Source organism: Neomegalonema sp. (assembly GCF_028688855.1).
Classification (GTDB): Bacteria; Pseudomonadota; Alphaproteobacteria; order Rhodobacterales; family Rhodobacteraceae; genus Neomegalonema.
The window spans coordinates 1-12762 of the sequence record NZ_JAQTXI010000024.1 but is presented as its reverse complement, the minus strand read 5'-3'; the positions used below and the strand labels follow the sequence as shown (position 1 = coordinate 12762).

Sequence of the window (12762 nt, the reverse complement as noted above, 5' to 3'; positions counted from 1 at the left end):
CTCAGGGGGCGCAGACCACCGCGAGCTTGTTCCCGGAGGGATCGCGCAGATAGGCCGCATACCAGTCCGGCCCGTAATGGGGCCGGAGGCCGGGCGCGCCCTCCTCCGATCCGCCATGGGCCAGAGCCGCCGCATGGAAGGCGTCCACCTGGGCGCGGGTCTTCGCCGGAAAGCCGACCATCGTCCCGTTGCCGACCGAAGCGGGTTCGCCGTCGAAGGGCCTGACGATCCAGAAGGTGAAGCCCCCGGGGAGGCCGCCTTCGGAATAGGCGCGCCAGCCGGGGAACTCCGTCAGCTTCGACCAGCCGAGAACCGCCAGGACGGCGTCGTAAAAGGCGGCGGAGGCCTCGGGATCGCGGTCTCCAAGGGTGACGTAGAAATTCATCAGGGCGCTCCGGGTTGGACTCTGGAGCGCCCTGTCTCAAGGGAATCACAGAACATATCAAGATTATTCGCAGAATATTCCGCGAATATCTCTCTTGCGAGCCTCAGCCGCCCTTCGCCCGCGCGCGGATCTCCCCGAAGCTCCAGCGGCGGAGGATCTCGCCGTTCTCGAAGACCGGTTCGAGGGCGTCGCGGCCCTTGGCGATCTCCTCCTTGCGGCGCGCGACGAGACGCCCCTCCTCCCGGACCGCGCCCTGACGCCCGCGCTTCGAGGTCTTGCTCCCGCCGCTGGCGGTGACCGGATCCTTGAAGACGTCCCGCCAGACGCCGCCCCGACGGATCGCCGAAAGCTTCATCGAATACGAAAAGTTGTCCCGGTTGACGCTCTGGAGCAGACCCCCGCCCATGCCGAAGGCGATGTTGCCGATGGCCAGACGCCGCCGCATCATCTCCTCCATGATCTCGACGATGGAGAAGCGGTTGACCCCGTCGCCCTGGATGACGCGCACCTTGGGATTCAGCAGCCGGTAGCCGGTCGGAGTCTCCGAGAAGCCGAATTTCTCCATCAGCGCCTCGATCACCTCGGGCACGATCTGCAGAGGGTCGCCGCTGTCGGGACGCACCACCAGAACCCCGTCGCGGGCGAGGATCTTCTCGCGCAGGGCCTCGCCCCAATATTCCCGCACCGCCCGCATCAGGTCGTAGCTGTCCGAAACGCAGGCGAGGATTCCCGTCGGGAAGAGGTCCAGAAGCCGGTCCATGAAGGCGAGCTCGCCCTCGCGCCCGAAGCTGGTCACGGTGGAATGCTCGGTGGCCGGGATCGAGAAGCCCGCCATCTCCGCGCCGTAGACGTTGCGCGCGAGGATCAGCCCGGAAACGGTGTCGGTGCCCCGCGCGCTGATCAGATGCGCCGCCCCGCCGAGCGCCGCCGATTCATGGCTGCTCGCGCCCCGCGCCCCGAAGTCATGGAGCTTGAACTCCACGCCTTCGTCGGTTCCGTCGGTGAGGAGCATGCGCTTGCGGATCTCGCCGACCACATGGCGCGAGAGGCTCGCCACCGTCGAGGGATACCAGACGCTCCGCAGAAGCCGCGTCTCCAGGAAGGCCGGGAGCCAGGGACAGGCCGGATCGGTGTTCTCCACCCGCATCTGAGGCGCGCCCGGACCCGAGATGGTCCCCTCCGGCAGAGCCTCGATGCGGATGGGCAGGCGTCCGCCATGGGTCTCGACGATGCGCCGCCAGCCCTGGACGTGGAGATCAAGGCCATGGGCCCTCAGGAAAGGCTCGGCCTCCGCCAGATGGGCCGCCGTCACCACCGGGCCCTGAAGCTTCAGAAGCTCGGCCTGGAGGCCGAAAAAGACGATCTCCTCGATCCCCTCCCAGGCCTTGCGGGGCTCGACATAGGCGCTCGCGAGGTCGGCGTCCTCGGGATATTGGCGCGGATGGGAATATTTGTAGCTGTCGCTGTCGAGGATGGGATTGGCCGCATCCAGCGGCGGGAAGAAATTCGGAGTCATCGAGTCCTCCTCGGGACTGCGGGCCTCCGGTCCTCCCGGAGGCCGTGGGAGCCAGACCTTCAGGCTTCAGGCGCCATGGGCCATCAGCAAGGGCCCGTAGGCCAGAGGCGCTTCCGGCGTGAAGGCCTGAAGGATGTCGAAATGATCCTCGAACATGCGTTCGGGCGTGACCTCGGCGAGGGGCGTCCAGAAGGCTTCCGCCGCGTCGTCGCCCGCCTTGATCTTCTCCAGCTTCGGGCGGTCCTCGAGCTCGAAGAAGAAGGCCTCGGTGCGGACCCAGCCCCTTTCGGAGCGCTCGGGATGGTCGAAGACCCGCCGCCCCTTCAGACGCGCCGCCACCGCGCCGCGCGGCGCGTCGAGACGGCATTCCTCGTAAAGCTCGCGCAGACAGGCGTCGAGCGCCGTCTCTCCGGGGGCGAGATGCCCCCCCGGCAGAGCCCATAGCCCCTCGCCCGGCGCCACGCCCCGCCGCACCAGCAGCACATGACCCGACTGGATCACCACCGCATCCACGGCGTTGATCGTGATCGGCCAGCCGAAGGCCGCTTCGGCGGCCTTGATCTTGGCGCGATAGCCGCGGATATAGGCGCCTTCGGCCCGCAGACGCCCGGCCTCCGCCGGATGACGCGCCATCCAGTCCTCCAGAAGGGCGAGGCTCAGGGGGCCGAACCGCTCGGCCTCGGCGCCGGTCAGGCTCCCGAGGAAGGCCGCCTCGCGCAGATCGGTGGCGCTGACCACCTCGCCCCGATGCAGATGAGGCGGCACGTCGCGCCAGCTCCATTCGGGGAACCAGCGCAGATAACGCGAACTCGAGTCCTTCTCATGCCCGAAGAGCCGGATCTCGACCGCTTCGGGCTCCAGCCCGAGGGCCTGGATCCGTCGCCGCACCGCCAGACGCAGATTGGCCGTCCAGGCGCGGTCGCTGTAGAGCGTGTCGAGCAGGGGCAGGATCGCCGCCTCGACTCCGAGATCCGCCGCCGCCAGATGGGCGAGGATGAAGCTCCGGCGCTCTTCGTGGGTGAAGGGATTCCGCCAGCTGCGGGGCCGCCAGGCTCCGCCGACCAGAATCAGCAGATGATCCGCCTCCCGGGCGGCCTGGCGCAGCAGGTCGAGGTGACCTGCGTGAAAGGGCTGGAATCGTCCGACGACGACAGCCAGCTTGTGGCGCTTCTCGCGCATGATCGCGTCCTCCGCGGTCGACGAACGCCGCGGGGCCTCCCCGCGACAGGAGGATCAGGCCCGATTCGCAAAAGCTTATCAAGAAAAAACGACGCCTCCGCCGAAGCCGCACGAAAACGGCGCGCCCCCGTCTCCGGGAGCGCGCCTTCGCCTGGACCTCGTCGAAATCTCCGGAAGGCCGGATCAGCAGACGCCGCAGGGCTTGCCGATGAAGCCGCCGCCGCCGAAACCGCCGCCCCCGATGAAGCCGCCGCCGCCCAGACCGCCGCCGCAGGGCGAGCCCACGACGATTCCGCCGCCGCCGCAGCCGCCGAAGCCGCCGCCCCAGACCGCGCCGCCGATGGGGGCGATGCTCTGGGAATAGGTGGTCGGGCCGGCGACGTAGCCGTAGGAGGTCTGGGGCACGGTGTCGATCACGGTGCGCGCCACGTCCTGATAGCTCGTGCGCGGAACCTGCGCGTAGGTGGTCTGGGGCACGGTCTCGGTGACGGTGCGGGCGACCTGCTGATAGGTGGTCTGGGGCACGGTCTCGGTGACGGTGCGGGCGACCTGCTCGTAGGTGGTCTGGGGGATGGTCTCGGTGACGGTGCGGGGCACGGTCTCGGTGACCACGCGCTGCACGTTCTCGTAGACGGTCTGGGGCACGGCCTCGGTGACGGTGCGCTGGACCTCCTCATAGGTGGTCTGGGGCACGGTCTTGGTCACGGTGCGCGGAACCTGCTTGTAGACCACCACGGGAACGGTGTCGTAGACGGTCTCCTCGACCTGCTGATAGGTGGTGCGCGGCACGGTCTCGGTGACCACGCGGTCCACGTTCTGCATGACGGTCTTGGGCACGGTCTCGGTGACGGTGCGCGACTGCTCCTCGTAGACGGTCTTCTCCTGCTGCACGTAGGTGGTGCGCGGCACGGTCTCGGTGACGGTGCGCGGAACCTGCACGTAGGTCGTCTGGGGCACGGTCTCGGTGACGGTGCGCGGAACCTGCACGTAGGTCGTCTGGGGCACGGTCTCCATGGTGGTCACGGCCTGGCGGTCGACCACGGTGCGCGGAACCTGCGCATAGGTCGTCTGGGCCTGCGGGTAGTAGACGCGCGTCGCGGTGGTGGTGCGCACCGCGGGCTGCACGACCGTCGTCCAGCCGGAGACGACCGGCGCGGACTGGATCACCTGACCCCCGCCGTAATAGCCGCCGCCGTAGCCGCCGATCACCTGGCCGCCGCCGTAATAGCCGCCGCCGTAGCCGTAGCCGTTGTTCTGGATCACGGTGGTTCCGGCCGAGGCGCTGCTGGCCGCGCCGAGCATCGCGCCCGCCGCCAGACCCGCGACCGCGCCCAGAAGCACGCCGCCGCCGCGCGAATTGCCGTAATGGACCGAGGGACGCGACGGGCCGCCGTAGCCGCTCCAGCCTCCGCCGTGGCCGCCGCCCCAGCGTTTGCCGTCGGCGTGGGCGGCGGGAATCTGCGCCGTAGCCGCGAGCAGAGCCGCGATGGCGGCGGACGCGGCGAGTTTGCGGAATGCGGGCATGGGGGCCTCTCTGAAACGATCCGGGAGCCAGAAGGCTCTTCCTGTTTAGATATGTCCTCGCACTATGGTTCAAATTAATACAATCTCCAAGATATAATCTTGAAGATCACCCCCGATACGCCGTAAACAGAGAAGATCCGGGAAAACGTTGCAGCCGGAATACGCAGATCCGGAAATGGTTCATTCCAGAGCCGGAATCTCTTCGCCCGGGACGCGCGCCGACCCCGCGCAAGGACGCCCGAGGAAAGCCGACGCCCGAATCGCCCCGCTCTCCCAGCCCCCGCAAGCGGACGTGGAATCTGGCGTGGAATCTGGCGCGGGCCCTCCGGACGCTGCGGATCCGGAGCGCGGAGAACGGAAAACGGCCCCTCGCGGGGCCGTCTGAAGTCATGAAGGAGATCGCCGCGGACTGCGGAGGCTCAGCGCCATCCGCCCTTGCCGTCCCAGCGTCCGCCGCCGCGATGGCCGCGGTCGTCCCAGCGTCCGCCGCCGCCCCAGCCGCCATGGCCGCGCGGCGGAGACCAGCGCGGGCCGCTCGACCAGCCGCCGCCCACGCCGATGTTGATCGAGGTCGTGGGCGCCCGGTAGACCGGCGGCGCCACATAGACCGGAGCGGGCTGCACATAGACCGGAGCCGGCTGCACGTAGGTCGGGGCCGCGTAGTAGGTCGGGGCCGGGTAGTAGGTCGGGGCCGCATAGGTCGGCGCGACGTAGGTCGGGGCCGAGTAGGTCGGGTAATAGGGGGTCGCGGGCGGAGCGGCGTAATAGGTCGGCGAACTGGCCGAAGCCGAGCCGATCATCGCGCCGACCGCAAGACCCACCACGCCCGCAGCGATGGCCGCGCCGGCGTTGTCGTTGCGGCCGCGCGCCTCGGCCTGATCGACGGAGACCGCCGCCATGCTCAGAGCCGCAAGAGCCAGAACGCCGCCACGCAGAACCGGTCGGGAGAAGGGATTGTTCATGTCAGGTCCTCCAGGGCGCCTCCGGCGCCGTCATGACAGGCAATCTGACGCAGGATTCGGACCATATTATGATGATCCGCGCCCCGTTTCCGCCTTGATCCAGCCTCGCCCCGGAAATGTGCGCCTCAGGCGAACTCCGGTTCAGGCGGCGGGCTCGCCCTTCTCCAGCGGCGGCAGGTCGCGCCAGGCCGCCAGCGTCCGGAAGCTCATGCGCGCGCAGAGCGTCCCGAAGACGAAGATCCACGCCAGAAGAAGATTCGAATCGCCGCCGGGCAGCATCGCCGCCACCGCGCGGAAGGCGTTCGCCGCGCCCACCGCGCCCAGAGCCAGCCCCAGGCCGATCCCCAGCGAGGCGCTCCACCAGAAGCCGCCCTCGGGCCGCGCCGCCCCCTCGCCGAGCCGCCGCAGATGCGCCCAGCCCGCCAGAAAGGACGCCGCAAAGACGTTCATTCCCAGCACCCCGCCCCAGACCTGCGCGCCCGCGCCGCCCAGAACCAGAGACTCCAGAACCACGCAGAGCGCATAGGCCGCGAGGGCCTCCATCACCATACGCTTCATCGTCCATCCTCCCGCCGACCTTTCAGGTCCTGCCGCGAGGATAGCCGCCACTTCTTGCGAGAAGGTAAGGCCCGGGGCGGGATCAACCGCCAGGCGGAAGGATTCCGGACCTCAGAGCCCCGGCGCCGACCGGATCTCCAGAGCCCGCGCCACGGCCAGAGCCGCCGCCCGCCCCGCCAGCAGCGCCCGATGCGCCGCGTCGGCCCGCTCGTCGGCGGACATCCCGTCGGAGCGGGGCGCGAGCCCCGCCAGGGAGTCCGGCGCGAAGCCCGATTCCTCCAGCGCCGCCTCGCCCGCCCGCCAGCGGAAGGCGCCGTCGCGCCCGCCCGCCACGCCCAGACGCGCCGCGCCCTCGCGGGTCTCGACGGCGAAGACGCTCGCCAGAGGAAAGGGCGAACCCGAGCCCGAACCCGCGCGGATCCGCGCCCAGCCCGCCCGACGCGGAATCCGCAGACGCAGCCCCACCAGAGCCTCGCCCGGCTCCAGAGGCGTCTCGAAGGCGCCGAGCGTCCATTCCTCCGCGAGGAATTCGCGCCGGTCGGTCTGGATCCGGGCCTCCAGCGCCAGAGCCGCCGCCAGCCAGCAGGAGGAAGGGTGATTCTCGGCGAGCGCGCCGCCCAGCGTCGCGCGGTTGCGGAACTGCGGATCGCCCATGGCGCCCGCCATCTCGGCGAAGGCGGGCAGCAGCGTCCAGACGACGGGCGTGTCCGCGACGTCCACGGGCCGCGTGCCCGCGCCCACGAAGAAGGCCTCCTCGTCGCGGTCGAGGCCGCGCAGTTCGGCCAGATGCCCGATCTCCACCAGGCTGCGCGCCTGCTCGCTCCCGTCGAGCAGCAGGGGCAGCAGCGCCTGACCTCCCGCCAGAGCCCGCGCGCCGGGGCGCTTCAGGGCCTCCAGAGCCTCGGGCAGCGTGGAGGGGCGCAGATGATCCGGAGCGGCCATGCTTCGACTTCCTTCAGGACGGAGACTCAGGAGCGCGTCGCGGCGGCGGCGGCCAGAACGGCCGACACCGCGCGGTCGGCGTCGGAGACCGGGCAGAGCGAATCCTCCAGCCAGTCCCGGACCTCCTCCCCGGAGGGGATGGGGTTGCGGTTGAGCAGATCCAGCGCGCTCATGACGAGGCTCGGGGCGCAGTCGGGGCAGAGCATCGCCCCCGCCTCGACGAAAGCCCGCTGAAGCGGCGTCAGCACGCCGTCATGACGCGCCAGGCCGCCGAAGCTGCGGATCTGGGCCGAAGCCGCCGAAACCGCCAGAACCCGCCCCGCCTTCACCGATTCGCCGTTCATCATGACCACCGCCGGCCCTTCCAGGCCTTCGGCGCGGCGCCGTTCGGGCGTCTCGGCCTCCAGGACCACGGCGAGATATTCGGCCAGCGTGGTCAGGGCCTGCGCCTCGGCCTCGACGGGACGGCCGTTCACGGTCATGCGGACGGAAGTGGAGGAGACGGACATGCGGGGCTCCGGAAGGAGGGGGCTTGGCGCCGTTTCTGCAAGGATTCTCCGGCGAAGATCCCGGGCGAAGAGGAATGAGGACCGGCGTCACGCCCGCGTCGCCGGAAGCCTACAAGACTTCGGCCTTCAGGGAAACACACAGGCGTTATTCTCAAGCCCGCTTCTTTAGGGTAGGATGATCCAAACCAGAACAACTGGGGGATGGAAATGCGCGAAAAACTGATGCAGTGGCTGAGCGATCTGACCCCCGTCGCCGAAAAGGCGCCGGAAGAGGCCGACTTCGGGCTGGACATGGCTCCGCCGCCCGAGACTCTGGCGCGGGCCGTCGCCCGGCCGGAGCCCAACGCCGCGCCGCTCCCCGCCGAGGGCGCCGAAGAGCGTCGCCGCGCCGCCGACCAGCCCTGAGCCGCTCCCGCCGAGCCCCGGCGCGCCCCGGGAGAAACGGGCCTCCTGACGGGAGGCCGCCGGACGGCACGACGGGCGGAAGGCTCCGGCCTCCCGCCCGCATCCCTTCCCGAGCCCCTCAATAGAGCGATTGCGAAACCGCGGCCATGGCCTCCGGATAGACGCGCAGATCGCCCTGACGCAGGGTCTCGGCGATCAGGGCCTGTTCGAGATCGCGCCGAAGCTGCTCCGCATACTGGGTCAGACGGGTCTCGACGTTGGCCGCGACCTCCTCGGCGGAGGGATCCCTGATCTCGACGACCACGGCCGCCAGACGTCCGGCGTCGTCGCGGGCGGCGGCCTCGACGGGCGCGCCCTCGGCCGCGAGGAACAGCCGCGAGACGGCCTCGGCGCCCAGATCCAGCGGCGTTTCGCGGCGTCCGAAGAGCGGCGCCTCCTGGACGGTCGTCCCCAGATCCGCCGAGACCTCCAGCAGGCTTTCCCCTCCGGCGATCCGCTCGACGGCGGACTTCGCGCGCGCCGCCACGGCGTCGCGCTTCTGACGGTCGGTCCAGGCGCGGAGAACCTCCTCGCGCACGCTCTCGAAGGGCTTCAGCGCCGCGGGCGTCGAGGCCGAGGCCTGGAGGAAGTAGACCGAGGCGTCGCCGCCGGGGCCGTCGAGACGGGTCGGCGCCGCGCCGGGCCGCGCCGCGAAGAGCGCCTCCAGGAAGCCGGGGAAGTTCGGCGGCAGGTTCTCGGCGGAGAGGCCGCGGGCGTCGAAGCCCCCGGCGTCGGTTTCGGAGATCCGGTGGTCCTCCAGTCCGAGGCGTCCGGCCACCTCGGCCAGGGTGGAGCCGCCCGCGATGTAATCCTCCATGTCGAGGATCGCCTGGGGCAGACGCGCCCGGGCGCGGTCGGCGGCGATCTCGGCGGCCAGCCGCTCGCGGACCTCCTCGAAGGGCGTGACGCTGGCCGGGCGGACTTCGGTCGCGCCCGCCAGAGTCCAGCCGAAGCCGCCCGCATAGGGCTCGGCCAGGCCGGGGCCCTCGAGGCCGAAGACGGCGGCGCCCAGATCGGCGGGCAGACGGTCGCGGGTGGTCCAGCCGAGCTGGACCTCGCCGGGCGAGCGCCCCAGAGAAGCGGCGACCTGCATCAGCGTCTCGCCTTCCTTCACGCGCAGGGCGGCGGCCCGCGCCGAGGCCTCGTCCTCGAAGAGCACCTGCTCGACGCGGCGCGATTCCGGCGTGCTGAACCGCGCGATCGCGGCGTCGTAGGCGGCGCGGATCTCGGCTTCGGTCAGATCGCCGGGTTTGGCCAGAGTCGCGGCGGAGAGCTGCACCCAGTCGCCCGCGCGCAGCTCCGGCGTGGTGAAGAGCGACGCCTCGGCTTCGTGGAAGGCCTTCAGCGTCTCCTCGGAGGGCGCTTCGGGCTCGGGGGCCTCGGCGTAGGAGAAGAGGAGATATTGCGCGGCGCGGCGTTCGTTCTCGTGGATCTCCAGCGCCTCGACGGCGGAGCGCGGCGGAGCGGCGCCTCCGGCGGCGGCCTGAAGCAACATCTCCTGGGTCAGGCGCGAGCGCACGCCCGCCTCGTAATCCTGAGGCTGCATGCCGATGCGCCGCAGGACCGCGACGTAGTTCGTCTGGGAGAATCCGCCGGTCGCGCCCGCGAAGCTCGGGTCGGCGGCGATGTCGCGCGTGACCTGGGCGTCGCCCGCCACCAGCCCGAAGGACTCGGCCTGGGCGTCCATGGCGACGCCCGCCGCGAGGCGGTCCAGCGCCATGCGGTCCACGCCGATGTTGCGGGCGTCCTCGGCGGTGAGGCGCAGGCTGCGGGCCAGAGCCGAGAATTCGCGGGCGTATTGCTGGGTGGTGATCTCCTTGCCCGAAACCCGCGCCGCCGTGGTTCCGGCGTTGCCCATCAGCACGTCGGTGATCCCCCAGACCGCGAAGGCGACCACCAGAAGGCCGAGGATGAGCTTGCCGACCAGAGAGCCGGCGGATTTGCGGAGGGCTTCGAGCATCAGGAGGTCTTTCGGAGATCGGGGGGCTTCGGAGGGGGGTCTTCCTGGGGCGCGGATGATAGGCGCCCGACCCCACCCGCGCAAGCGGCGCAGCCGCATGGGCGAAGGCCCGGGCCGGAGATTTCGTCCCGGAGGGAAGTTCATCCGCAGAAGGATCCGCGCCGGAAGGGTTGCGCGCATCCTGGCGTCCGGTATGGTGGCGCCCCTGAACCAGACCCATCCCCCATCGGGATTCTCCGCAACCCCTCCAGGAGGACGCGCGCATCTTGGCGGTCAGAACCCATCCGGCTCCTTCGGGCGGCGTCGTCCGCAGCGCCGCGCGCGAATGGCGGCTGCCGGCGTCGCCGGCGCGCGTCTGGGCGCTGTTCTCCGACCTGGCCGCGCTCGGCGAGGCGCTGGGCGCGCCCCGCATGAGGCCCGTCAAGGCCGCCTTCGACGATTCGCTCGCCCGGCTGATGGAGAGCGCAGGATCCGGAGGTCGCGGCGCGGCCCGCTGGCGCGAAAAGCCTTGCGAATGGGTCCAGGGGCTCTGGTGGCGGGCCGAAAGATTCTACGACTCCGGGCCCTTCGCCCGGACTCAGGCGGCGCTCCACGTCCAGCCCGACGGCGAGGACGGGACGCGGCTGGTCTATTCCGTCGAGGCCGAGGCCGTCGGCGTGATCGGCAAGGCCATGCTCTCGGCGGGCTATCTGGAGCAGGCCGTCTCCGCCTTCGACAGGCAGGCCAGAGCCGCCGAAGCCCATCTGCGCGATCCCGCCAGACCCCCCTTCCTGCTCAAGGGCGGCGCGAAGCCTCCGCCTGAGGCGAAGGTCTCGGAGCTGGCCGCCCGGCTGCGCGCCGCCCAGATTCCCCGCGCCGAAGCCGAAGGATTCGCGCTGTTCCTGCTTTCCGCGCCGGAATCGGCGATCCTGCCGCTGCGGCCTGCGGCTCTGGCCCGGGCGCTCGGGGCGGAGGACGCCAAGGCTCTGGCCTGGTGTCTGGCGGCGGCGCGCGGCGGCGCTCTGGATCTCGCCTGGCGGCGGATCTGCCCCGCCTGTGGCGTGAGGGCCGGGCGTCACGCCAGGCTGGAGGAGGCGCTCTTCGCGCCCCCCTGCCCCGTCTGCGGCTGCGAGGAGCCCGGCGCGCTCGACGAAACCGTGGAGCCCATGTTCACGCCGCGCCTCGAAGGCCGACCTCTGGCCATCGGGCGTTTCGCGGCCGAATCCCCCTCCGATTCGCCTCATGTGGCGGTGCGCCAGTGCCTCGCGGCGGGAGAGCGCCGGGAGTTTCCGGCCATGGTTCCGCCGGGGCTCTACCGGCTGCGCGACCATCTCGGGCGCAAGGGCGACCCCTTCGCCCTCGGCTCAGGCCAGCCGACGCCCATCTGCATGGCCTCCGACGACCTCCCCCGCTGCGGACGCGCAGCCCCCGACGGCTCGCTGGTCTTCGAGAACCGCAGCCAGCGCAGGATCGTGCTGAACCTCGAACGCGTGGACGAAGGCGCGGCGCTGCGTCTGCGGCCTTCGGCGCTGCTGATGAACCATGACTTCCGGCGCTTCTGGCCCGCGATGCAGCTGGGACGGGCCTCGCCCGCGCGGGTCGAGGCGGCGGCGGCTCTGGCGCTGCGGCCCACCGGCCCGGAGGTCGCGCTCGACGTGGAGCCTCTGGCCGAACTGGCGCGGCTCTGCAAGGGCGCCCTGACCGAGGCCGCCGAAGACGGCGCGCTCTTCGTCTTCGCCGATCCGGCCGACGCTCTGGGCGCGGCGATCTGGCTGCTGGATCTGGCGCCCGATCCCGAAAGCGGGCGGCGTCCGGACGTGGCGGATCTGGCGGTGGGGCTGCACATGGGCCCCATGCAGGCCGAGGACGGACCCGAAGGCGGCGTGGTCTTCCGGGGCGAGACCATCCTGAGGGCGGCGGCGCTCTGCGCGCTGGCGCGGCCCGGAGAAGCGGGAGTCTCGGCGGAGCTGCTGACCCACCCTTCGGCCCAGACGCGCCTGACTTCGGTGGCGGCTCAGGCCGACGAAGGCCCCGTCGGCCCCGCCCGCGAGATCCAGCCCTTCTGGCGGCTCGGGGCGGTCTGAAGTCCGGCGTCCTCCGCGAAACATGAGGCCCCCCTCCTTGCGGAGAGGGGCCGCCGATTCATCTGTGGAGCCTTGAGGGGGGAGCCTTGCGGTCAGGCCCGCTCACTTGCCTTTCCTGGGCGGAGCGGCCTTGGCGTCTTTCGGCGCGGCGGCGGCGGTCTTGGCGGCGGGAGCGGCTTTCTTGCCGGAGTCTTTCTTGTCGGCCATGATTCGAAATCCATGACGAGTTTCAGCCCCGGCGCGCGGTCCCGGGCCGTCGCGGCGACCTCGCCGCTCTCATGGAGCTAGGCGGCGTTTCGCGGAAAAAAAAGAGGGCGGCCCGAAGGCCGCCCGAAATATTTCATCCCCTGATCTTCCGGTCAGGCGGCGGCCTCGCCGGACTCAGCCCGCGAGGGCCTTGTTCAGGTTGGCGTCGATCTTGTCGAGGAAGCCGGTGGTGGTCAGCCAGCTCTGGTCGGGCCCGACGAGCAGCGCCAGATCCTTGGTCATGGCGCCCGCCTCGACGGTGTCGACGCAGACCTTCTCCAGGGTGGCGGCGAAGTTGGCCAGAGCCGCGTTCTCGTCGAGCTTGGCGCGGTGCTTGAGGCCGCCGGTCCAGGCGAAGATCGAGGCGATGGGGTTGGTCGAGGTCTCCTTGCCCTTCTGATGCTCGCGGTAATGGCGGGTCACGGTGCCGTGGGCGGCCTCGGACTCGACGATCTTGCCGTCGGGGGTCATCAG

The 12762-nt window shown here is 70.7% G+C and carries 12 protein-coding genes; 2 read left to right on the top strand and 10 right to left on the bottom strand.

The annotated features are described in order from the left end of the window. Position 1: 1 nt before the first annotated feature. The 8 genes from PHN62_RS14840 to PHN62_RS14805 all read right to left on the bottom strand — a co-directional run bounded on the left by PHN62_RS14840 (position 2) and on the right by PHN62_RS14805 (position 7575). Positions 2-385 (bottom strand): VOC family protein, encoded by a 384-nt coding sequence (locus tag PHN62_RS14840; protein ID WP_300151984.1) that lies wholly within the window; start codon positions 383-385, stop codon positions 2-4. 103 nt (positions 386-488) lie between these two features. Continuing rightward, a complete protein-coding gene (locus tag PHN62_RS14835) occupies positions 489-1901 on the bottom strand; it encodes a nicotinate phosphoribosyltransferase (protein ID WP_300151982.1) in 1413 nt (470 codons plus the stop codon). A gap of 66 nt (positions 1902-1967) precedes the next feature. Then, complete coding sequence (locus PHN62_RS14830) at positions 1968-3080, bottom strand: NUDIX domain-containing protein (protein WP_300151980.1); 1113 nt, start codon at positions 3078-3080, stop codon at positions 1968-1970. A 183-nt stretch (positions 3081-3263) separates the two neighbouring features. Continuing rightward, positions 3264-4604 carry a hypothetical protein gene (locus tag PHN62_RS14825; protein ID WP_300151978.1) on the bottom strand — a complete coding sequence of 447 codons (1341 nt, stop codon included), beginning with the start codon at positions 4602-4604 and terminating at the stop codon, positions 3264-3266. A gap of 419 nt (positions 4605-5023) precedes the next feature. Further along, complete coding sequence (locus tag PHN62_RS14820) at positions 5024-5566, bottom strand: hypothetical protein (protein WP_300151976.1); 543 nt, start codon at positions 5564-5566, stop codon at positions 5024-5026. Between the two features lie 141 nt (positions 5567-5707). After that, positions 5708-6124: a hypothetical protein gene (locus tag PHN62_RS14815; RefSeq protein ID WP_300151974.1), complete on the bottom strand. Its 417-nt coding sequence runs from the start codon at positions 6122-6124 to the stop codon at positions 5708-5710. Positions 6125-6235: 111 nt separating this feature from the next. After that, positions 6236-7066 carry an FAD binding domain-containing protein gene (locus PHN62_RS14810; protein WP_300151972.1) on the bottom strand — a complete coding sequence of 277 codons (831 nt, stop codon included), beginning with the start codon at positions 7064-7066 and terminating at the stop codon, positions 6236-6238. A 26-nt stretch (positions 7067-7092) separates the two neighbouring features. Then, positions 7093-7575, bottom strand: coding sequence for a 2Fe-2S iron-sulfur cluster-binding protein (locus PHN62_RS14805; RefSeq protein WP_300151970.1), 483 nt, complete (start codon positions 7573-7575; stop codon positions 7093-7095). 207 nt (positions 7576-7782) lie between these two features. Here PHN62_RS14805 and PHN62_RS14800 point away from each other — a divergent pair, with 207 nt between their 5' ends. Then, a complete protein-coding gene (locus tag PHN62_RS14800) occupies positions 7783-7980 on the top strand; it encodes a hypothetical protein (RefSeq protein ID WP_300151968.1) in 198 nt (65 codons plus the stop codon). 118 nt (positions 7981-8098) lie between these two features. Here the strand turns inward: PHN62_RS14800 and PHN62_RS14795 are convergent, their stop codons facing one another. Then, positions 8099-9979: a SurA N-terminal domain-containing protein gene (locus tag PHN62_RS14795; RefSeq protein WP_300151966.1), complete on the bottom strand. Its 1881-nt coding sequence runs from the start codon at positions 9977-9979 to the stop codon at positions 8099-8101. Between the two features lie 266 nt (positions 9980-10245). Here PHN62_RS14795 and PHN62_RS14790 point away from each other — a divergent pair, with 266 nt between their 5' ends. Next, positions 10246-12042 (top strand): DUF5939 domain-containing protein, encoded by a 1797-nt coding sequence (locus PHN62_RS14790; protein WP_300151964.1) that lies wholly within the window; start codon positions 10246-10248, stop codon positions 12040-12042. A 381-nt stretch (positions 12043-12423) separates the two neighbouring features. Here the strand turns inward: PHN62_RS14790 and PHN62_RS14785 are convergent. After that, on the bottom strand, positions 12424-12762 hold a 339-nt coding region (locus PHN62_RS14785; RefSeq protein ID WP_300151962.1), incomplete at its 5' end, for an isocitrate/isopropylmalate family dehydrogenase.

Bases quoted from the DNA above. Each gene is read 5' to 3' on its own strand.
- PHN62_RS14805 (WP_300151970.1), bottom strand. From the start codon at position 7,575: ATGTCCGTCTCCTCCACTTCCGTCCGCATGACCGTGAACGGCCGTCCC.
- PHN62_RS14840 (WP_300151984.1), bottom strand. From the start codon at position 385: ATGAATTTCTACGTCACCCTTGGAGACCGCGATCCCGAGGCCTCCGCC.
- PHN62_RS14800 (WP_300151968.1), top strand. From the start codon at position 7,783: ATGCGCGAAAAACTGATGCAGTGGCTGAGCGATCTGACCCCCGTCGCC.
- PHN62_RS14795 (WP_300151966.1), bottom strand. From the start codon at position 9,979: ATGCTCGAAGCCCTCCGCAAATCCGCCGGCTCTCTGGTCGGCAAGCTC.
- PHN62_RS14820 (WP_300151976.1), bottom strand. From the start codon at position 5,566: ATGAACAATCCCTTCTCCCGACCGGTTCTGCGTGGCGGCGTTCTGGCT.
- PHN62_RS14830 (WP_300151980.1), bottom strand. From the start codon at position 3,080: ATGCGCGAGAAGCGCCACAAGCTGGCTGTCGTCGTCGGACGATTCCAG.
- PHN62_RS14815 (WP_300151974.1), bottom strand. From the start codon at position 6,124: ATGAAGCGTATGGTGATGGAGGCCCTCGCGGCCTATGCGCTCTGCGTG.
- PHN62_RS14835 (WP_300151982.1), bottom strand. From the start codon at position 1,901: ATGACTCCGAATTTCTTCCCGCCGCTGGATGCGGCCAATCCCATCCTC.
- PHN62_RS14810 (WP_300151972.1), bottom strand. From the start codon at position 7,066: ATGGCCGCTCCGGATCATCTGCGCCCCTCCACGCTGCCCGAGGCTCTG.
- PHN62_RS14825 (WP_300151978.1), bottom strand. From the start codon at position 4,604: ATGCCCGCATTCCGCAAACTCGCCGCGTCCGCCGCCATCGCGGCTCTG.